The following is an 18,701-nucleotide window of genomic DNA, read 5'->3' on the forward strand; positions in this document are numbered from 1 at the left end:
CAGCGACCGGTCTATCTGGTGCTGCGTCGTTACCGCGCCGAGCGGGATGCCGCCGTGCATCCGGCGTCGAAGCTGCTGCAGTTCCCGCTCAAGCGTGTGCACGCGGCCCGCCGCCGGCCGGTGGCGCCCGTGGCAGCCGGCCACGCCGCCAAGCGAATCTCCGTCAAATAACCGGCACGCGGCGCATGGACATTCCCCGGCAATCGATGCGCTCGGCGGAACACCCCGTCCGCCCGTGGCTGACACCCCGACGCGTCGTCACGTACAGCGCGTTCGTGCTCGTGTTCTACGCGCTGTTCCTGGCGATCTGGGCGTACGTGATCCGCTACGCGCCGGGCACCGCCATCAAGCGCCCGGGTGCGGACTACGCGGTGTTCTGGTCGGCGTCGTACGTGATGCTGCACGGCGCGCCATGGCAAGCGTACGATCTCCCGACCTTCTCGCGGCTGTCGGCCGCGTTGTTCCCGTATTTCCGCGGCGAAGGCTTCGTCGCCTGGCTGTACCCGCCCACCTACCTGCTGCTCGTGACGCCGCTCGCATTACTGCCTTTCGCGATCGGCTATCCGCTGTTCGTCGCGTTCGGCATCGTCGTGTTCGGGTTCGCCGCGTGGCGCGTCTCGGGCCTCGGCGCGACGCCCGGCGTGCTGCGCGTCGGCGCGTGTGCGCTGGTCGCCGCCCCCTGCGTGTTCGTCACCGCGATGCTCGGGCAAAACGCGTTCCTGACCGCTGCGTGCGCGGCGCTGGCCGTCTACTGGGCCGACCGGCGGCCGATGTGGGCCGGCCTCTGCATCGGCCTGCTGTCGGTCAAGCCGCAGATGGCGCTGCTGTTCCCGTTCGTGCTGATCGCCGCACGCGCCTGGCGCACGATCGCGTGGGCCGCGCTCGCCACCGCCGCGTTCGGCGCGTTGAGCGTGCTGGTGTGCGGCGTCGAGTCGCTGCGCCTGTTCGCCGCCAGCACGGGGCTCGCGCGATCGCTGATTCTCGAGCATCGCGTGGCGTTCTGGTTCGCGTCGCCGACGCCGTTCGCGGCGTTCCGCCTCGCCGGCCTGCCGCTCGGCGCCGCGTATGCGGCGCACGCCTGCGTCGCTGCGATCGCGATCGCGGCCGCGTGCATCGTGTGGGCACGCACGCGTGACACCCGCTTGCGCGTGGCGGTGCTGGCGGCCGCGACGCTCGTGGCGAACCCGTACGTGTGGCACTACGAGCTCGCGTGGCTCGGCCTCGCGATCGCCTGCATGCTGGCGATCGGCTGGCGCGACGGCTGGCTGCGCGGCGAGCAGACCATGATCGCGCTGATGTGGGCACTGCCGCTCGTCGAATACCTGAACCCGTGGCTCAACGCGCCGCAGGTCGGACCAGTCGTGACGCTGGGGGCGCTGTTCGTACTACTGCGCCGCGCGCGGTCCGGCGCTCACAACGCGAGCCGCGGCGGCACGTACACGCCGTAGTACGGCCCGACGCCGGTCGCGACGCCGGTCAGCTTCACGCCGGCGACGAAGTGGCCCTGGATGTACTTGGACGAGCCGCCGAGCGACACGTCGATGTGGAACGCCGCGAACGCGACGATCGGCACGGTGGTGTTGCTCGACGTCTGCGTGACGACCGGCAGCACCACCGTCGTGCCGACCGGCACCGACGAGTAAAGCGCCGTCTTCGAGCCGGTCGCGAGGTTGATGCTGTCGCCGATGCTCAGCGTCGTCGGATTGCCGGTCGCCATCAGCCCCGCAATCGTCGTCGTATCGGTCGCCGTCGACTGGAACGATGTCCACTGCCCGCCCATGCACAGCAAGCCATAGGTCTGGCCGTTCGTGATCGTGAACTCGTACGGCAAGCCCGTCAGCGGATTGATCAGCGGCTGGTTGGTCGCCGCATTCCAGTACTGGTTGTAGATGCACTGATCGATCGCGACCGGGAACAGCCCGCCGGCCGCCACCCCGCCCGGCGCGGCCAGCACCGCCACCGCGGTCGCGCTGCCGGACGCGCCGGGAATCCCCAGCAGCCCGCCGAGCAGCAGCGGAATCGAGCCGCCGTTCACGCCCGGCGCGCGCGACACGGTGACCTGCACGGCCGGCACGTCGTACACGCCGGGCGTGATGGTCGTCGCCTGCATGCCCGCGGGGCTCCGCGTCATGTTCCAGTACCCGGTGGCCACCGTGCCGGACGACAGCGCGGCACCGGCCGCCGAATTCCGCGCGATCACGCCGTCCGCCGCCGACGCGGCCTGCGACCAGTTCACCGCGCCGCCGCTCGACGACATCATCGCGTCGGCCCCCGCGAGCGCGGCCGCGTCGGCGGCGTTCTGCAACTGGTTGCGCACGGTGGCCACCCACGCGATGTCGATCGCCAGCGCGCCGAACGACAGCAACGGGATCAGGAACAACAGGAAGAACAGCGCGACCGAACCGCGCTGCCGTGCAAGCGCGACGTGCCGCGAGCCGCGTGCGTCATTCATAGAGCATCACCGACGTGGCCGAGACCGTCACCGGGCCGGTCAGCGCGCTGAACGCGGAACCGAGCACCATCCCCGAATACGTGTAGGTCACCGTCACCGTCAGCGCGGTGCCCGACGTCGTGCCGTTCGCCTGCGTCACGGTCACGGCCGGCGTCGTCGCGGTGCCGCCCGTGATCAGGCTGTTCTGCATATAGTTCTGCGCGACGCTGGCGACCTGCGTCGTGGTCAGCATCGGCACGCGCAGCACGACGCCGGCGCGCGCGGCCTCGCGGCTTGCGTTCGTGATGACGGCCTTGTCGCACAGGATCAGGCTCGTATCGATGATGCCGATCAGCACCATCAGCAGGAACGGCAGCATCAGCACGAACTCGAGGGACACGACGCCGCGCGCGCGGCGAGCGCCCGTCGTCCGGCGTGTCATTTTGCGGCCCCCGCTCCCGGCGGCGCGACGTCCGACTCCAGCGCCGCGCCCGACAGCGGCGGCGCGCCGCCTGCTGCCCCGCGCGACGCGAGCCGTGCGCGCACTGCCTGGTAGAAGCGCAGGTTGTCGGCCACTGCCGACGCGGGCAGATCCGCGGACAGCAGCTTCTTCGCCGAATCGGTATTGCCGAGCACGCCATACGCGAACGCGAGGTTCTGGCGCGCCTGCCACGGCGCATCGGGCAGCCCCGCGACGTCGAGCAGCACGTTCACGCCCTCGCGCGGCCGATTACCCAGCACGAGCGACAGCCCGAGGTCGATGCGCAGCCCCTGCGCGTCCGGGTGCGCGCGCAACGCGTCGCGATACACGGCCTGCGCATCGGCATGGCGCCCCTGCAGGTCGAGCACGGTGCCGAGTCCTTCCGCCGCGAGCGGATGGTTCGGCTGCGCGGCCAGCAGGTCGCGATAGCGCTGCGCGGCCTCGTCGAGCCGGCGCTGCCGCAACGCGACGCGCGCGAGCCCGAGCTGTGGGCCGAGCTCCGCGGGCGACTGCCGCTGCGCTTCCTCGTAGAGGATCCGCGCGCGCTCCAGGTTGCCGGTGCGATAGTTGACGTCGCCGAGCCCCAGTTGCGCCGCGAGCGAATCGGGATGCTTCGCGAGCACCTTCTCGTACAGCGTCGACGCGAGATCGACGTTGCCGCCGGCGAGCGCGCTGTCCGCGATGCGCAGTTCGGCCTGCGGATCGTCGCTCTTGTGCGACAGCACCGGCCGCGTCTGGACGCCCGGCGCGCCGCAGCCACCGGCCAGCACCGGCAGCACGGCCGCGAACGCGAGCGCGCGTATGACGGATCGTGTCACTTGAATACCTCGAGCAGGCGGATCGCCGCAGGGCCCGCCGCGATCAGGCAGACCGTCGGCAGGATGAACAACATCATCGGCAGCGTGATCTTCGGCGCGAGCTTCGCGGCCTTTTCCTCGAGCGCGACGATCTGCTCGGTGCGCTCGGTACGCGACAGCGTTCGCAGCGCCCGCGTGATCGGCGTGCCGAACCGTTGCGACTGCGTGAGCGTCGTCGCGAGCGAGCGCGCCGACGCGAAATCGACGCGCGTCGCGAAGTGCGTGAGCGTCGCGGACACGTCGCCGCTGAGCGTGAGCTCGTCCGCGCACACCGTCAGCTCGTCGGCAAGCGGCGGGCAGATGCGCGCCAGCTCGTGCGCGACGCGCCGGACGCCGGACGCGAGACTATTGCCGGCCATCGTGCAGATCACGAGCAGGTCGAGCGCGTCCGGAAAGCACGCGGCAATGATCCGCCGCCGCCGCCGGATCATCGCGCCGAGTACGTACTCGGGCACGATCACGCCGATCACGAACGCGGCGACCATCGCCAGCGCGCGGATCACGAAGTATTCGCCGAAGCGCGGGATGAACGGGCTGAACACGATCGCGACGCCCGCGAACAACACGCCGCAGCTCAGCTTGATCCCGATCATCGACGACACCGCGCGGCGCTCGCGAAAACCCGCGCGCGCCAATTGCAGGCCGAGCTTCACGCGCTGCATCGGGTCGAGCACCGGCAGCCGCTCGCCGAGCAGCGCGAGTCGGCGCGTCAGGCCCTGGCGGACATCGCCCGGCTGCAGCAGCCCCGCCGACGGCGACGGCGCGCGCTGTCCGGCCGCCTGCTGCACGCGCGCGGCGATGCGCCGGCGCGTGCCGCCGCCTGGCCTGGCAAGCGCCACGCCGACGCAGGCGAGCAACAGCAGCAGTTCAAGGCCACGGGCGGCCAGCATCGATATCGTCATCGTGCGGTATCCAGTCGCGAGATCTTGCGGATCGTCAGCAAGCCCACCGTCAGCAGCCCGGCGGCGATCGTCAGCATCGTGTTGCCGGCGTGCGTCGTGAACAGCAGCATCACGTAGGCGCGATTCACGAGGAACAGCGCGCCGATCATCACGAACGGCACCGCCGAAATGATCTTCGTCGTGATCCGCCCTTCGGCGGTCAGCGCGCGGGTCTTCAGGCGGATGTCGCGGCGCGTGCGGATGATGCTCGACAGTTCGTCGAGCGTCTCGCCGAGGCTGCCGCCGGTTTCGCGCTGCAGCAACAGGTAGACGGCGAAGAACGAAAAGTCCGCGATCATCAACCGGTCCGCCGCGTGCGTGAGCACATCCTTGAGATCCGCGCCCACCTGCAGGCTGTCGCCCATCGTGCGGAACGTCGAACGCACCGGCTCGGCCGCGCTGTCGCCGACCGTGCTGATCGCCAGCGTAACCGGAATGCCCGCGCGCACGGCCCGCACGATCAGGTCGATCGCGTCCGGGAATGCCTCGAGAAAGCGCACCCGGAAACGCTCGACCAGTGCACGGTAGCTGGCGCGCATCGCGACCAGCGGCAGCCCGATATAGATCAGCGGGCGCAGCACGCCCGGCGGCCCGATCAGCTTGACCGCGACGATCGCCGCGATCGCGCCGGCCACCGTGCTGGCGACGACGATCCGCATGCCGCCGTCGCCGCCCACCGCCCGCACGCGTGTCACGTAGCGCTGCAGCCACGTGCGCACGCGGTTTTGCCGGCGTTCGAGGTTGAACAGCGCGACGCCGGACCCGTCGGCCGCACCCGCATCGCGGCCCGCGAGCAACGGCGACAGGCGCCGCATCCGCTCGCGAATGCGCCGCGCGGGTGTGTGGCGCGCGCGCTCCAGCAGCGACGACAGCGCGAGCCCGATCCCGAGGATCACGACGAACGCGCACACCGCGAACAGGTCGGCGGCCCTCATGGCCGGAATACCTCGGCGAGCGCATCCTCCTGGCCGTAGTACGCGGCACGCGCCGCGAACGCCGGCCGCAGCGACGACGCATCGAACACGCCCTTGACCGCGTCGCGTGTCGTGTCGCCTTCCTGGCGGAATGCGAACAGGTCCTGCGTGATGACCACCTCGCCCTCCATCCCGACGATCTCGGTGATCCGCGTGACGCGCCGCACGCCGTCGCGCATCCGCTCGATCTGCACGAACAGGTGCACGGCACTCGCGATCTGGCGCCGGATCGACAGCAACTGCAGGTTCGCGTTTGCCATCATCACCATGCTCTCGAGCCGGCTGATCGCGTCGCGCGGCGAGTTCGCATGGATCGTCGTCATCGAGCCGTCGTGGCCGGTATTCATCGCCTGCAGCACGTCGAACGCCTCCGGGCCGCGAATCTCGCCGAGGATGATGCGGTCGGGCCGCATCCGCAGCGCGTTGCGCACGAGGTCGCGCTGCGAGATGCCGCCGAGCCCCTCGGTATTCTCCGGCCGCGTCTCGAGACTGACGACGTGCGGCTGCTGCAGCTGCAGTTCGGCCGCGTCCTCGATCGTCACGACCCGTTCGTGCTGCTCGATGTGCTGCGACAGCGCGTTGAGCAGCGTCGTCTTGCCCGAGCCGGTGCCGCCCGAGATCACGATGTTCAGCCGGCACGAACACGCCACCTTCAGCAGTTGCAGCATCGGATGCGAGATGTTGCCTTGATGCGCCATCCGCGCGAGCGTGATGTCGCGCTTCGCGAACTTGCGGATCGAGATCGACGGGCCGCGCATCGCGATCGGCGGCAGCACGACGTTCACGCGGCTGCCGTCGGCGAGCCGCGCGTCGACCATTGGGCTGCTCTCGTCGACGCGCCGGCCCACCGCCGCCGCGATCCGCTGCGCAACGCTCGTCACGTGCGCGTCGTCGCGAAACTTCAGCGACGTGAGCTCGAGCCGGCCCGCGCGCTCGACGTAGACCTGGTCGGGCCCGTTGACGAGGATGTCGGTGACCGTTTCGTCGGCGAGCAGCGGCTCGATCGGCCCGACGCCGAACATGTCGTTCAGGATCGCATCGACGATCAGCACCTGCTCGCCGGCCGTGATCTTCAGGCGCTCGCGCTCGACCGTGTGCGCCGCCACCTGCTCGATGCCTGCGCGCACCTCGTCGCGCGTCTTCATCAGCGCCGCCGACATGTTCATCGACGCGAACACCGCGGTGCGGATCGCGTCGAACTTGCCGGAGCGGATCAGCGCCTCGTGGGTGTCGGCGGCCGCGGGCGCGCGTGTCGGCGGCGGCGCGGGCGCGACCGTCGGCGCCGGCTCGCGCGGTGCCGTGGGCGCCACGGGCGCCACGGCCGGCGCGGGGTCCGGCGGCGGCCGGTTGCGGTTGCCGAACGTCACGATCCTTTCCTCCACTTGACGAAGCGCGCGTACCAGGGTGCCGCGATGGCCATCGGTTCGCCGGTGATGCCGTTCGCGAGCTGCAGGATCCCGTCCAGGAAGCCATGGAGCTTTGCGCCTTCGATCGGCTCGCCGAGGTTCTCGGCGACCGCGAGCGTCTGCGGCTCGTGCGGCAGCTCGCGCAGCGTCGCGCCGCCGAACGCCTCCGCGAAATCGGCCCGCTCGACCCGGCCCGCGACCGGCGCGAGCGGATTGTTCAGCACCATCGACAGCTGCCGCTCGCCCGGCAGCTCCTGCACGAAGCGCGCGAGCCGCGCGGATTCGTACGCGGCGTGCACCGAGCGGTCGGCGACGACGTAGGCGAGATCGGACACCTCGAGCGCATCCTCGAGCAGCTTGCCGGCGCCGCTGCCGACATCGAACAACACGTAGTGGAAGCGGTCCTTCAGCATGTCGACCAGCCGCGCGATCGCCCCGTCGCTCAGCGGCACGTCGGCGCCGTACGCGAGCTCGGCCGACAGCACGTGCAGGCGGTCGCCCTTCGTGACGAACATGCGGTCGAACAGCGCGTCGTCGGGGCGCTGCTCCATGTTCAGCAACTCGACCAGCCCGTTGTTGCTGGACAGCCCGAGCATCGAGTTCGCGCCGCCGCCATGCAGGTTCAGGTCGATATACGCGACGCGGCGGCGCTTCTCGCCCGTCAGGCAGCGCGCGAGGCTCACCGCGATGGTCGTCGTGCCGACGCCGCCGCGTGCGCCGACGAAGCTGACGATCTTGCCGGTGCGCACCTGCACGACCGATTCCGTCGCCGTCAGCGCGCGCCGCATCAGCTCGACGGTCAGCGGCTTGACGATGTAGTCCTGCACGCCGATGCCGAGCAGATTGCGAAACAGCCCGACGTCGTTCTGCGTGCCGATCGCGACGACCCGCACCGACGGATCGCACACATCGGCGAGCCGCATCAGGTCCGATACCGGCAGCACCGAATCCGACACGTCGATGACCAGCTGGCGCGGCGAGCGCTCCTGCTGCTGCAGCAACCGGATCGCGTCGTCGCAGGTGCCCGTCTGCAGGTGCGCACGCGCGATCGACAAATCCTGCGCGACGCGCCGGATCACGTCCTCGCTGCCCGGATCGGACACGACCGCGACGAGATCCGTCGCGCCGGCGGACACGGCGCGCTTCGCATTCTGGCGTTCGAGGACGTTCATGGGCGGCATCGCGATGGCAGCGGAAATCGGTTCAATGGCCGGGCGAGCCGGTCGTCGTCAGCGTCTTGCCGGGGGTCGGCTGCTTCACGCGATCCTCGACGTAGCGGCGCACCGCGCCGGCGGCGACCTCCGCGTCGGCGCCGCCGTACGGCACGGGCGCGACGAGATCCTGCGGCCGCGCGAGCATGGTCGCGAGGTTCGTGTAGGTCGCGCAGCCGAACGGCACACCCGGCCGCCCGAAGCCCGCGTCGACGAGATGCGACGGCTGCATCAGCTTCGCGCAGTCGGGCGGCACCGCCTGCACGCCGTCGAAGCCGATCGACCGCGCGTCGGGAAGGCTCAGCGGCGGCGGCGCCGACATGCAGCCCGCCAGCGTCAGTGGCAGGAGTGTCAGGACAGCGGTTCGAACTCGCATGGGCGCCTCCGATTCAGTACACGAAGCCCGCGGCGCCGACGAGGCGCGGCGTGTCGCCCGACAGCAGGTCGAGCCCCAGCTCGTGCTGCACCGCGAACTCCAGATCGCTGCTCGGCCGCGCGACGGTGTCGATCGCCTGCTCGAGCTGGCCGGGCCCGGCCGGCTGCACGATGTACGGCGTCACGATCACGACCACCTCGGTCTTGCTGTCCTGGAAGTTCTTCGACGAAAACAGCCGGCCGATGATCGGCAGCCGGCCGAGCCCCGGGATCTGCGACACGGTGTCGGCCGTCTGGCTCTGCAGCAGCCCGCCGATCGCGAAGCTCTGCCCGCTCGACAGCTCGACCGTCGTCTCGACGCGCCGCACGGTCAGCCCGGGGATCTTGACGCCGCCGGTCGTCACGCTGTTGTTCGGGTCGACCTCGCTCACCTCCGGCCGCACCTTCAGGCTGATCCGGTTGTCGGCGAGCACGGTCGGCGTGAAGTCGAGCGACACGCCGAACGGCTTGAACTCGACCGTGATCGCACCGGACGACGTGCCCGCCTGCGCGACCGGGATCGGAATCTCGCCGCCCGCGAGAAAGCTCGCGGTCTCGCCGGACATCGCGGTGAGGTTCGGTTCCGCGAGCATCGTGATCAGGCCCTCCTGGTCGAGCGCATCGAGCACGACGTCGATCGACCAGCGTCCCGCGCGGAACCCGCCGAGCACCGAAAACGCGCCCGTCGGCGACAGGTTGAACAGGCCGTTCGTCGGATCGAACAGCGTGCGCCCGTTGAACAGCCCGCCGACGAAATTGCCGGCGCCGCCGAGCGCGCTCCAGTTGATGCCGAGCTGCTGCGTGACGTTGCGGCTCACCTCGGTCACCCGCACGCGCAGGTTCACCTGGATCGGGCGCGACAGCGTGAGCCGGTTGACGATGCTTTCCTTGTCGTGCAGGTACGGCGCGAGCGACTGCATCACGGCGTCCGCGTCGGCCGCGCTCGGCACCTTGCCCGACACCATCAGCGAGCCGGGTGCGCCGGACACCGACAGCTTCAGCTGCGGAAAACGGCCGTCGAGCACCGCCTGAAGCGACGCCGTGTCGACCTGCACGATCACCGTCCTGCGCAGGATCGTCCGGTGGTTCGCGCCGAGCGCGATCAGCGTGGTCGTGCCGGCCTTCTTTCCGAACACGAACACGGTGCGCGGCGACGGCACCTGGATGTCGGCAATCGCCGGATCGGCGACGAACATCGCGATCGCGGGCTCGGGCAGAGACAGCATCTCGCCCTTGCCGGTCGCGATCGACAGCACCGCGCCCGCGTCCGGCGTGCGTGCGCCCTGCGCGAACGCGATGCCGGGCGCGGCGACGCCGGCCAGGCACCAGAGAGCGAACCAACGAATCATGCGCACCATGCGTGTTCCCGTCATCCCGTCACATGCCGGCCGGCGGCCGGCCGTCCCGATCCGTCCACCCGTCATTGCGGCACCGCCACCCGCGGCAGTTGCGCCGTCGCATCCGCCGCGACGTTGCCGCCGCCCGGCAGCGCCGGCAGCCCCGGCATGCCGGACGGCAACGGCGGCAGGCCCGGTGTGCCGGTGCCGCCGCCGCGCGACCCGTCATCGATCGACGATCCGCGATAGATCACGACTGTGTTGTCCTGCCCTGTCGCGCGCGCGCCGCCGGCCTCCGTCCGGGCGGACGGCACGCGCGCAGCCTCGCGGGCTGCACGCGACACGTCGCCTGCCCACACCGGCTGCGTGTCCGGCTCCTGCTCGTCGCCCCCCGCCGGTTGCAACCGGTCGCTGGTCGCGAAGCTGCGCAGCGCGAGCGACAGCGAGCCGAGGCGCGTCGCGACCAGCACGACCTGCGCGGTGCGCGGCGCGACCTCGAGCGTGACCGTGCGCGCGCGCGCCGTTGCGTCCGGCGCGCTTGCGGGGGCCTTCGCCCGCTGGAACTCCGAGCCGACCGCGAGCACGCGCGCGCGCCGCACGACCGTCTCCGCTTCGAAGGTGCCGGGCGACGTCGCCGAGCCGCCGATCTGCTGCGTGAGCACCACGTCGACGAAGTCGCCCGGCTGGATCAGCCCCGCGTTACCCGACACGTCGTCGACCGGCACCGAGATCGCGCGCATGCCCGGCTGCAGCGCGGCCGCGAGGAAATCCGGCGCGCCGGCCGGAATCACGTTGTCCGTGCGGATCGCCGTGCCGGCACTGACGCGGTTGCGCAGCAGCGCGCCCTTCAGATCGGCACCCGGCTGCGACTCGACGAACGCACCGGGCGGCACCTGCGCGCGCGGCATGCGCTTCCAGCCGAGATCGTTGTCGCGCAGCAGCAGCCCTTCCGGCAGATCGGCGGCCGCGACGCGCACGCGCGCCTGATCCGCATCGCCGGGTGCCGACGTCGTCGACGCGGCGACGTACAGTTCGCGCAGGATGAACGCACCGATGCCGGCAGCGACGATCAGCACGGCCATTCTCAGAGGTTTGGGCATGGCGGCGTGCGTCCCCGGCTAGATAAGCGAAACCGTGTACGGAGACGGCACCCAGACAGCGAGCGCACCGCCGAACGCGAGCGCGACGCCGTATGGCACACCGCGCACGGCGAATGCATGGGCGGGCGCCGCGCGACGCTGCCACGCGATGGCCGCGAGCGCGGCGAGGCCGCACAGGGCACCCGCCACGCCGACGATCGTCAACACCGCGAGCGCCAGCGTCGGGCCGGCCCACAGGAACACCGCCGCCGCCAGCTTGACGTCGCCGCCGCCGATCCATCCCGCGTGGCGCAAGCCGCCGAACATCAGCAGCATCGCCGCGGCGGTCGCCACGTGGCCGGCGAGCAGCGCAAGGCCTTCGTGCGAGAACGCCGCCGCGACGAAATACAGCATCGCGAACGCCAGCACCGCGCGATTGGACAGGCGACGATCGCGCAGGTCCTGCGCCGCGAGCGACGCCAGCACGACCGTGGCCACCGACTGCACAAGAATGAGCATGGGAGAGCCGTCCGTCGGCGCGCCCCCGGCTGGATACGTTCTACCGCTGCGGATCCGTGTGTTCGTCGGCGGCGCGCGGGTTCAGGGGATCAGATCAGGCTCGTCACCTTCGAGATCAACGCCGTGAACACGCTCGGCAAGCCACCGGAAGTGCTGCTGAGGATCACGCCGACTGCCGCCAGCGCGACCACGACGATGCCGGCCAGCACCGCATATTCGAGCGAGCTGACGCCACGTTCATCACGCAGCAGGGACTTGACGTATTGCAGCATGGCAACCTCCGTGTGACGGGGTCGATGATCGACCGTTGAACGCAAAGACGCTGCATGGGTCCGCCATGCGGTACATGGCACTCGCCCATTCGCGACTCTTACGGACGGCCCTGGCATCAGGCCGTTCGCACCCTCGAAGTCCACTCGATCACTACGACGTGCGGCATGCAACGACGGCATCGATCGTTTCATTCGCACATCTGTTGTGCGCCGTGTCGGCACGATGCCGACCGCGTTGATTCGTCTAGGGTATAGACAATTTTTCGGACGATTTCAAATAATTTAGCGTCGGAATGTATTTATGGGTAGCGCCCTGAAACAATGAAATTCATACCGGTCATCTATCGAAATTCTTTCTCGTGACATGCCGCATGATTCAGATTCCGAGGCAAACATTTCGACTATTGCGATGCGTCATTTGGCGCCTGGCTTACAAGCCATTTGCATTCTATTTTCCGGTATGCCGGATCGGGCTGTGAGTGCCGTTTCATGCGGCCTCTATCCGGCGAAAACGACGAGTCCGGATCATTTTTTTAACCACCTGATGCCAATTTCACCGCCCGGATTCGCCGGTCGATCGGCATGCGAATCCGTGACCTAGTCATTTCATGAATTCCTGGATCGACGCTTTCCCGATTATCGAATGACGTCGACAAATACAATCGGAATCCTGAACGATTACCCCGTATACGCGAATCCGCTTGCCGTCCTCATAAAACGGCGCACCCGGCCCGGCAACCCGCCAAGCGGCGATAAGCATAGTTCAAATCGTTGCTTGTCCCGCGCCGGCCGCGTCCACCAGAATGGCTCGACGCCTCCCGGCCCGACTTCATTCTCTCGCGACCCGACGCACCATGACCGAACGATTCCCGTCTCCCCTGCGCCTGCTGCGACCGCTGCTGGCGGCCATGCTGATGACGCTGGCGGCCACCGCCGCACACGCCGACAAGCCCGCCACCATCCGCATCGGCGTCTCCCAGCAAGGTGCCGGCGATCCGCCGACCTTCGGCGGATCGAGCGCCGCCACCGTGCAGCTGCAGCAGCGGGTCGAGAAGGAGTTCGCGGCCGACGGCATCACCGTGCAGTGGCTGTTCTTCAAGGGCGCGGGGCCGGCCGTCAACGAGGCGATCGCCAACAAGGCGCTCGACTTCGCGTATCAGGGCGACCTGCCGGCCGTGCTCGCGCGTTCGAACGGGATCAAGACGCACCTGCTGCTCGCCGCGAGCGTGCGCTCGGGCGTCAAGATCGCGGTGCCGCCCGATTCCGCGATCCGCTCGATCAAGGACCTGAAAGACCGCCGCGTATCGATCTTCCGCGGCACGAACCTGCAGCTCGTCGCCGACAACGCGCTCGCGACGAACGGCCTCGGCGAACGCGACCTGCGCGTGATCAACCTCGACTCCGCGAGCTCGCTCGCCGCGCTCGCGTCGAAAGGCATCGACGCGTCGGTCGGCGACTACCAGCTGTACAAGCTGCGCGACGCGGGGCTCGCGAAAATCATCTACGAATCGCAGAACGACGGCCCGCAGTACACGCGCCAGACTCACCTGCTCGTGCTCGACGATTTCGAGCGGGCGCATCCGGACGTCGTGCAGCGCGTCGTCACCGCGTTCGTGAAGGGCGCGCAATGGTCGTCCGACGAAGCGAACCGCGATGCGCTGTTCAAGCTGTGGGCGAAGAGCGGCGTGCCGTATTCGTCGTGGCAGGCCGACTATGCGAACCAGCGCCTGAAGGACCGCCTGTCCCCGCTGATCGATCCGTTCCTCGTCGCGCGCTACAAGGCCGTCGCGCAGGATGCGCTGAAGCTAAAGCTGATCCGGCAGCCGGTCGACGTCGACGGCTGGTTCGAGCCGAAGTATCTCGACAACGCGCTGCGCACGCTGAAGCTCGAAACCTACTGGCAACGTTACGACGCGGCCGGCAAGCCCCTTTCCTGACCTGGACCTGCCCCGATGAGCGACACCGCGATCCCGATTCCGTCGTCCGAGCTGAATGCGCTCGCCGCGCAGCCGCGCCGCGCGGCGGGGCTGAAGCGGCTGTCGTGGCGGCTCGCGCCGTGGGTCCTGCCCGCGCTGTTGTTCGCGCTGTGGACCGTCGGCAGCGCGCGCGGCTGGATCGCGCCGCAGATCCTGCCACCGCCCGAGCGCGTGTATGAAGCGCTCGCCGATCTCGCGACGAGCGGCGATCTCACCCGCCATACGCTGATCAGCCTGCAGCGCGTGCTGGTCGGCTTCGCGGCCGGCACGCTGCTCGGTTTCGCGACCGGCGTCGCGCTCGGCCTGTCGCGCACGCTGGAGGCCTACGTGCTGCCGAGCTTCAACGCGCTCGTGCAGATTCCGGTGCTCGGCTGGTTGCCGTTCCTGCTGCTGCTCGTCGGGGTCGGCGAACCGCTCAAGTACCTGCTGATCGCGCATGCGGCGCTCGTCCCCGTCACGCTGAGCACGTTGCAAGGGTTTCGCCAGACGCCGCCCGCGCTCGACGAAGTCGCGCGCGGGTTCGGCTACACGCGCCGGCAACGCATCGTCCACGTCGTGCTGCCGGCCGCGATTCCGACGCTCGCGACCGGCGTGCGGCTCGCGTTCACGAAGTCGTGGCTCGCGCTCGTCGTCGTCGAACTCGTCGCGTCGTCCGAAGGGCTCGGCTACCTGATCGTGTACGGGCGGCAACTGTTCCAGCTCGATCTCGTGATGGCGGCGGTGATCGTGGTCGGCGCGGTCGGCCTGCTGATCAACCGGCTGTTCGACGCGCTCGAAGCGCGCCTGCGCCGCGGCGTGCCGTCCGCGTTCCGCGGCTGAACCGGCCTGCCGGCCCAACCGAAGGAGACCCACCCGTGCCGCATTCCGCCACGCCGACGCTCACGCCGGACGATCCGCCACCGGCCGCCGCGCCTGCCCGCCGTTTGCACGCGCCCGACTGGCGCGGCTTCGTGCTGCCGCTCGCCGCGTTCGCGCTGTGGTGGGCGGTCGCTTCCGCGCATCTCGTGAAAAGCGGGCTGCTCGTCGGCCCGGCCGACGTGCTGCGCACCGCGTGGTCGCAGGCCGCGAGCGGCGCGCTCGGCCGTGCCCTGTCCGCGTCGCTTGCGCGCGAAGCCTGCGGTTTCGCGATCGGTGCGACGGGCGGACTGCTGCTCGGCGCGGCGCTCGGGCTGTCGCGCGTCGCCGCGCGGATGGTCGGCCCGAGCTTCGACACGTTCAAGCAGATCTCACTGTTCGCGTGGATTCCGCTGATTTCCGTGTGGTTCGGCCTCGGCGACGTCGCCAAGGTCGTGTTCCTGTCGCTCGCCGCGCTGCTGCCCGTCGCCGCGCACACCTGCGACGGCATTCACGCGGTGCCGCGCACGTATGTCGACGTCGCCCGCGCGCTGCGCTATTCGCGGCTGCAGCTCATCCGCTACGTGATCCTGCCGGCCGCGCTGCCGTCGATCTTCACCGGGCTGTATCTCGGCCTGATCTATTCGTGGCTCGCGACGCTCGGCGCCGAATACCTGCTGGTCGCCGGCAGCGGGATCGGCAACACGCTGATCGACGGCAGCGAGCAGTTCCGGATGGATCTCGTGCTGTTCGGGATCATCGTCGTCGGCGTGACCGGCTGGGCACTGAACGCGATCGCGCGTGCGATCGAGCGCAAGGTGCTGGCCCGGCGCGGCGACCTGTCGCGGTGATCGCCCTTTCCTTCCCTGCCGCAACCTTCCTCGCCCCGCCATGACGACCCTCGCCTCCGATTCGATCGACATCCTCCACGTGAGCAAGCGCTACGCACAACGCGGCGCGTCGCTCGCCGTGCTCGACGACGTATCGCTGCACGTGCGCGCCGGCGAATTCGTCACGATCGTCGGCGCGAGCGGCTGCGGCAAGTCGACGCTGCTGCGGCTGATCGCCGGGCTCGATACCGACTACGCGGGCGAGATCCGAGCCGGCGACGAACGCGTGCGCGACACGTCGCTGCAACGCGGCATCGTGTTCCAGGATCACCGGCTGTTTCCCTGGCTGACCGTCGAACAGAACATCGGCGCCGCGCTGCGCAACGCGCCGCTCGACGCGGCCGCGAAGAGGCGCGCGGTCGCGGATCACATCGCGCTCGTCGGGCTGAACGGCTTCGAGCACGCGTATCCGAACCAGTTGTCGGGCGGAATGGCGCAGCGCGTCGCGATCGCGCGCGGCCTCGTGAACCGCCCGCGCGTGCTGCTGCTCGACGAACCGTTCGGCGCGCTCGATGCGCAGACCCGCGCGCGGATGCAGAACGAACTGCTGCGCATCTGGGAACAGGAGCGCATCACGATGATGCTCGTCACGCACGATGTCGACGAAGCCGTCTATCTCGGCGACCGTGTCGTGACGATGGCGCCGCGCCCGGGCCGCATCGAGCGCATCGTCGACATCGCGCTGCCGCGGCCGCGCCGGCGCGATTCGCCGGAATTCGCGCGGCTGCGCGACACGGTGCTCGCCGATTTCGACGAACGCGAACCGCCGGGCGACGATGGCGCGGGTGGCAAGCGCATCGACACGACGCCCCGTCACCGCATCGGTGAATGGCGGCTCGCGTGGTAGGTGCGCGACGCGGCGAATTGCTCAGCACGACGACACATATCGATCGTCGAAACTTGCACGCTAAGGTTGTGACGATTCATCGGTTCCGGTTCCGCGCGGTCCCTGCTTGAATGGAGATTCGATCGACCCGACTCCAGGAGACTCCCGATGTCCGAAGTCCAGCACGCCGCTCACCCGTCTTCCCATGCTTCGCACACCGCGCCGCGCACGGCCGCCGCCCCGCTCCAGCTGCGTCAGGTCGCCGGCCGGATCGGCGCGGAGATCGCCGGCGTCCGGCTGTCGGCCACGCTCGACGACGCAACATTCGACGCGGTCCAGGCCGCGCTGCTGCGCCACAAGGTGCTGTTCTTCCGTGGTCAGCGCCATCTCGACGATGCCGCGCAGGAAGCGTTCGCACGGCGCTTCGGCGATATCGTCGCGCACCCGACCGTGCCGCCCGTCGACGGTAGCGCGCACCTGCTCGAACTCGATTCCACGCACGGTGCGCGCGCCAATTCGTGGCATACCGACGTGACCTTCGTCGATGCATACCCGAAGATCTCGATCCTGCGCGCGGTCGTGATTCCGCCGTTCGGCGGCGATACCGTGTGGGCCAACACGGCCGCCGCATATACGCATCTCCCCGACCCGCTGCGCGCACTGGCCGATACGCTGTGGGCGCTGCACACGAACGCGTACGACTACGCGTCGACGCACGTGCATGCCGACGATGCGCAACTGAAGCGTTACCGCGAAGTGTTCACGTCGACCGTCTACGAAACCGAGCACCCGGTCGTACGCGTGCATCCGGAAACCGGCGAACGCACGCTCGTGCTCGGGCACTTCGTGCAGCGGCTCAAGGGGCTGTCGGCGCAGGATTCCGCGCACCTGCTGCAGGTATTCCACGAGCACGTGACGCGTCTCGAGAACACCGTGCGCTGGAACTGGCAGGAAGGCGACGTCGCGATCTGGGACAACCGCGCGACGCAACACTACGCGATCAACGACTACGGCGATGCGCGCCGCGTCGTGCGCCGCGCGACCGTTCACGGCGACGTGCCGGTCGGCATCGACGGCCGCCGGAGCGTCGTGCTGAAGGGGCCGGGCGCGACACTGCAGTAACGCCCGAGCCTTGCGGCGGCGCGATTCCCTGCGTGCCGCCGCGCCTTCCGCTCGATTCGCCACCCCGGACACCCGATCATGAACCTGTCGCCACCGAGCCGACGCGTGCATCCGCAACGATGTCGGCCATCCGCCCCGTTCACTTCCGCCAGGAGCGTCGCATGAGCGCCCTACTCGAACCCGCCGCCCAGCCGGTCGATGTGATCCCGCTGTCCGCCCACATCGGCGCGGAAATACGCGGTGTCGACCTCACGCAACCGTTGACCACGCCGCAGATCGCGGCAATCCGCGCCGCGCTACTGAAATGGCGCGTCATCTTCTTCCGCGAGCAATTCCTCACGCACGAGCAGCACGTCGCGTTCTCCGCGCAGTTCGGCGAGCCGACGGTCGGCCACCCGGTGTTCGGGCACGTCGACGGTCATCCGGCCGTCTATTCGATCGCGAAGCATCGCAAGGCGACGCGCTTCGAAGGCGAACCGGTGCGCCGGCCGTGGACGGGCTGGCACACCGACGTGACGGCTGCCGTGAATCCGCCGTGGGCGTCGATCCTGCGCGGCGTGACGATCCCGCCGTACGGCGGCGACACGCACTGGACCAACCTCGTGCGGGCGTATGAAACGCTGTCCGCGCCGCTGCGCGGTTTCGTCGACGGCTTGCGCGGCCTGCACCGCTTCACGCCGCCGGCCGGTGCGCGCGCAACCGGCGCGTTCGACGAAGCGGTCGAGCGCCGCCCGCTCGTGACCGAACATCCGCTCGTACGCGTGCATCCGGAGACCGGCGAGCGTGCGCTGTACGTGAGCCCGAGCTTCCTGAAATCGATCATCGGGCTCACGCCGCGCGAGAGCCAGGCGCTGCTCGAACTGCTGTGGGAACACGTGACGCGGCCGGAATTCACGATCCGCTTCAAGTGGGAACCGCGCAGCATCGCGTTCTGGGACAACCGCGCGACCGCGCATCTCGCGCCGGTCGACATCTTCGATCTCGACTTCGACCGCCAGCTCTATCGCACGACCCTCACCGGCGATGTGCCGGTCGGCCCCGACGGGCAGCCATCGGTCGCGCTCGAAGGCTCGCCGGTCGAAACGGCGGCGGCCGTCGCGCTCAACTGAGCGCGACCGGCACCGGCGCGCG

The 18,701-nt window shown here is 69.5% G+C and carries 19 protein-coding genes; 7 read left to right on the forward strand and 12 right to left on the reverse strand.

Annotated features, from left to right (window positions below; genetic code table 11):
* The first annotated feature begins 185 nt into the window (after positions 1 to 185).
* Positions 186 to 1,448, forward strand: coding sequence for a glycosyltransferase family 87 protein (locus VL15_RS30285; protein ID WP_048250389.1), 1,263 nt, complete (start codon positions 186 to 188; stop codon positions 1,446 to 1,448).
* Here VL15_RS30285 and VL15_RS30290 read toward each other — a convergent pair.
* From VL15_RS30290 to VL15_RS30345, 12 genes are all read right to left on the reverse strand, one after another.
* Positions 1,412 to 2,452, reverse strand: coding sequence for a TadG family pilus assembly protein (locus tag VL15_RS30290; RefSeq protein ID WP_048250390.1), 1,041 nt, complete (start codon positions 2,450 to 2,452; stop codon positions 1,412 to 1,414). The two genes, VL15_RS30285 and VL15_RS30290, sit on opposite strands and share 37 nt — an antisense overlap.
* A complete protein-coding gene (locus VL15_RS30295) occupies positions 2,445 to 2,873 on the reverse strand; it encodes a TadE/TadG family type IV pilus assembly protein (RefSeq protein ID WP_048250391.1) in 429 nt (142 codons plus the stop codon). Before VL15_RS30295 ends, VL15_RS30290 begins: the two co-directional genes overlap by 8 nt.
* Positions 2,870 to 3,730 carry a tetratricopeptide repeat protein gene (locus VL15_RS30300; RefSeq protein ID WP_048250393.1) on the reverse strand — a complete coding sequence of 287 codons (861 nt, stop codon included), beginning with the start codon at positions 3,728 to 3,730 and terminating at the stop codon, positions 2,870 to 2,872. Before VL15_RS30300 ends, VL15_RS30295 begins: the two co-directional genes overlap by 4 nt.
* Complete coding sequence (locus VL15_RS30305; RefSeq protein ID WP_048250394.1) at positions 3,727 to 4,671, reverse strand: type II secretion system F family protein; 945 nt, start codon at positions 4,669 to 4,671, stop codon at positions 3,727 to 3,729. The genes VL15_RS30300 and VL15_RS30305 overlap by 4 nt, the downstream gene beginning before the upstream one ends.
* Entirely contained in the window at positions 4,668 to 5,645 is a 978-nt protein-coding gene (locus VL15_RS30310) for a type II secretion system F family protein (RefSeq protein ID WP_048250395.1), read from the reverse strand. The genes VL15_RS30305 and VL15_RS30310 overlap by 4 nt, the downstream gene beginning before the upstream one ends.
* Positions 5,642 to 7,051 carry a CpaF family protein gene (locus VL15_RS30315; protein WP_048250396.1) on the reverse strand — a complete coding sequence of 470 codons (1,410 nt, stop codon included), beginning with the start codon at positions 7,049 to 7,051 and terminating at the stop codon, positions 5,642 to 5,644. The genes VL15_RS30310 and VL15_RS30315 overlap by 4 nt, the downstream gene beginning before the upstream one ends.
* Positions 7,048 to 8,271 (reverse strand): AAA family ATPase, encoded by a 1,224-nt coding sequence (locus VL15_RS30320; RefSeq protein WP_048250398.1) that lies wholly within the window; start codon positions 8,269 to 8,271, stop codon positions 7,048 to 7,050. The genes VL15_RS30315 and VL15_RS30320 overlap by 4 nt, the downstream gene beginning before the upstream one ends.
* Before the next feature lie 22 nt (positions 8,272 to 8,293).
* Positions 8,294 to 8,677, reverse strand: a complete 384-nt coding sequence (locus tag VL15_RS30325; protein WP_048250399.1) for a CpaD family pilus assembly lipoprotein — start codon at positions 8,675 to 8,677, stop codon at positions 8,294 to 8,296.
* 13 nt (positions 8,678 to 8,690) lie between these two features.
* Positions 8,691 to 10,073 (reverse strand): type II and III secretion system protein family protein, encoded by a 1,383-nt coding sequence (locus VL15_RS30330; protein ID WP_048250400.1) that lies wholly within the window; start codon positions 10,071 to 10,073, stop codon positions 8,691 to 8,693.
* A gap of 62 nt (positions 10,074 to 10,135) precedes the next feature.
* Entirely contained in the window at positions 10,136 to 11,152 is a 1,017-nt protein-coding gene (cpaB, locus tag VL15_RS30335; RefSeq protein ID WP_048250401.1) for a Flp pilus assembly protein CpaB, read from the reverse strand.
* Positions 11,153 to 11,170: 18 nt separating this feature from the next.
* The gene (locus VL15_RS30340) at positions 11,171 to 11,650 is read right to left on the reverse strand and encodes an A24 family peptidase (protein WP_048250403.1); all 480 of its coding nucleotides are present in this window, start codon (positions 11,648 to 11,650) and stop codon (positions 11,171 to 11,173) included.
* Positions 11,651 to 11,739: 89 nt separating this feature from the next.
* A complete protein-coding gene (locus VL15_RS30345) occupies positions 11,740 to 11,922 on the reverse strand; it encodes a Flp family type IVb pilin (protein ID WP_048250404.1) in 183 nt (60 codons plus the stop codon).
* An 854-nt stretch (positions 11,923 to 12,776) separates the two neighbouring features.
* Between VL15_RS30345 and VL15_RS30350 the strand changes: the two genes are divergently transcribed.
* The 6 genes from VL15_RS30350 (at position 12,777) to VL15_RS30375 (ending at position 18,679) form a co-directional block, all read left to right on the forward strand.
* Complete coding sequence (locus VL15_RS30350; RefSeq protein ID WP_048250405.1) at positions 12,777 to 13,859, forward strand: ABC transporter substrate-binding protein; 1,083 nt, start codon at positions 12,777 to 12,779, stop codon at positions 13,857 to 13,859.
* Between the two features lie 15 nt (positions 13,860 to 13,874).
* Positions 13,875 to 14,717, forward strand: coding sequence for an ABC transporter permease (locus VL15_RS30355; protein WP_048250406.1), 843 nt, complete (start codon positions 13,875 to 13,877; stop codon positions 14,715 to 14,717).
* Positions 14,718 to 14,752: 35 nt separating this feature from the next.
* On the forward strand, positions 14,753 to 15,583 hold the full coding sequence (locus VL15_RS30360; protein WP_048250407.1) for an ABC transporter permease: 831 nt from the start codon (positions 14,753 to 14,755) through the stop codon (positions 15,581 to 15,583).
* A 40-nt stretch (positions 15,584 to 15,623) separates the two neighbouring features.
* Positions 15,624 to 16,469 (forward strand): ABC transporter ATP-binding protein, encoded by an 846-nt coding sequence (locus VL15_RS30365; RefSeq protein WP_048250408.1) that lies wholly within the window; start codon positions 15,624 to 15,626, stop codon positions 16,467 to 16,469.
* A 147-nt stretch (positions 16,470 to 16,616) separates the two neighbouring features.
* Positions 16,617 to 17,570: a TauD/TfdA dioxygenase family protein gene (locus VL15_RS30370; RefSeq protein WP_048250409.1), complete on the forward strand. Its 954-nt coding sequence runs from the start codon at positions 16,617 to 16,619 to the stop codon at positions 17,568 to 17,570.
* Positions 17,571 to 17,731: 161 nt separating this feature from the next.
* Positions 17,732 to 18,679, forward strand: a complete 948-nt coding sequence (locus tag VL15_RS30375) for a TauD/TfdA dioxygenase family protein (protein WP_048250411.1) — start codon at positions 17,732 to 17,734, stop codon at positions 18,677 to 18,679.
* The last annotated feature ends 22 nt before the right edge of the window (positions 18,680 to 18,701 follow it).

Origin of the sequence: Burkholderia cepacia (genome assembly GCF_001039005.1) — a bacterium.
Lineage (GTDB): Bacteria > Pseudomonadota > Gammaproteobacteria > Burkholderiales > Burkholderiaceae > Burkholderia > Burkholderia theae.

Excerpts from the sequence above, each read along its gene's own strand:
- cpaB (WP_048250401.1), bottom strand. The coding sequence starts at position 11,152 with ATGCCCAAACCTCTGAGAATGGCCGTGCTGATCGTCGCTGCCGGCATC.
- VL15_RS30285 (WP_048250389.1), top strand. The coding sequence starts at position 186 with ATGGACATTCCCCGGCAATCGATGCGCTCGGCGGAACACCCCGTCCGC.
- VL15_RS30320 (WP_048250398.1), bottom strand. The coding sequence starts at position 8,271 with ATGCCGCCCATGAACGTCCTCGAACGCCAGAATGCGAAGCGCGCCGTG.
- VL15_RS30310 (WP_048250395.1), bottom strand. The coding sequence starts at position 5,645 with ATGAGGGCCGCCGACCTGTTCGCGGTGTGCGCGTTCGTCGTGATCCTC.
- VL15_RS30350 (WP_048250405.1), top strand. The coding sequence starts at position 12,777 with ATGACCGAACGATTCCCGTCTCCCCTGCGCCTGCTGCGACCGCTGCTG.
- VL15_RS30340 (WP_048250403.1), bottom strand. The coding sequence starts at position 11,650 with ATGCTCATTCTTGTGCAGTCGGTGGCCACGGTCGTGCTGGCGTCGCTC.
- VL15_RS30365 (WP_048250408.1), top strand. The coding sequence starts at position 15,624 with ATGACGACCCTCGCCTCCGATTCGATCGACATCCTCCACGTGAGCAAG.
- VL15_RS30325 (WP_048250399.1), bottom strand. The coding sequence starts at position 8,677 with ATGCGAGTTCGAACCGCTGTCCTGACACTCCTGCCACTGACGCTGGCG.
- VL15_RS30370 (WP_048250409.1), top strand. The coding sequence starts at position 16,617 with ATGTCCGAAGTCCAGCACGCCGCTCACCCGTCTTCCCATGCTTCGCAC.
- VL15_RS30295 (WP_048250391.1), bottom strand. The coding sequence starts at position 2,873 with ATGACACGCCGGACGACGGGCGCTCGCCGCGCGCGCGGCGTCGTGTCC.
- VL15_RS30330 (WP_048250400.1), bottom strand. The coding sequence starts at position 10,073 with ATGGTGCGCATGATTCGTTGGTTCGCTCTCTGGTGCCTGGCCGGCGTC.
- VL15_RS30355 (WP_048250406.1), top strand. The coding sequence starts at position 13,875 with ATGAGCGACACCGCGATCCCGATTCCGTCGTCCGAGCTGAATGCGCTC.
- VL15_RS30375 (WP_048250411.1), top strand. The coding sequence starts at position 17,732 with ATGAGCGCCCTACTCGAACCCGCCGCCCAGCCGGTCGATGTGATCCCG.
- VL15_RS30305 (WP_048250394.1), bottom strand. The coding sequence starts at position 4,671 with ATGACGATATCGATGCTGGCCGCCCGTGGCCTTGAACTGCTGCTGTTG.
- VL15_RS30290 (WP_048250390.1), bottom strand. The coding sequence starts at position 2,452 with ATGAATGACGCACGCGGCTCGCGGCACGTCGCGCTTGCACGGCAGCGC.
- VL15_RS30345 (WP_048250404.1), bottom strand. The coding sequence starts at position 11,922 with ATGCTGCAATACGTCAAGTCCCTGCTGCGTGATGAACGTGGCGTCAGC.